Below are 256 nucleotides of genomic sequence, written 5' to 3' on the forward strand. Positions count from 1 at the left end.
TGTGGAACTACGCCTGCGACTACATCATCAACATCGATCTGCAGGACGAGGGCTACTCGTTCGAAGGCACGCAGCCCTGTCTCGATGCGCAGTACCGGGGCATGGCCGAGGAAGACGTCTACGACCATCTGCAGAAGAACGGTGGTGGCGACAACTTCGGTGCCTGGCAACCGGGTGATGGTCCCGACATCATGCCGCTGACGCCTGACGAGAAGCACCAGGTGGTCAACAAGGTGGTGACGGCCATCCACCAGGC

The 256-nt window shown here is 60.5% G+C and carries 1 protein-coding gene; it reads left to right on the forward strand.

Annotated features, from left to right (window positions below; all coding sequences use genetic code 11):
- The coding region (locus SB753_RS39065) for a DUF2201 family putative metallopeptidase (RefSeq protein ID WP_410805420.1) at positions 1-256 on the forward strand (256 nt) is incomplete at both ends.

This window comes from Paraburkholderia sp. SIMBA_053, assembly GCF_046534895.1.
GTDB classification, from domain to species: Bacteria; Pseudomonadota; Gammaproteobacteria; order Burkholderiales; family Burkholderiaceae; genus Paraburkholderia; species Paraburkholderia caledonica.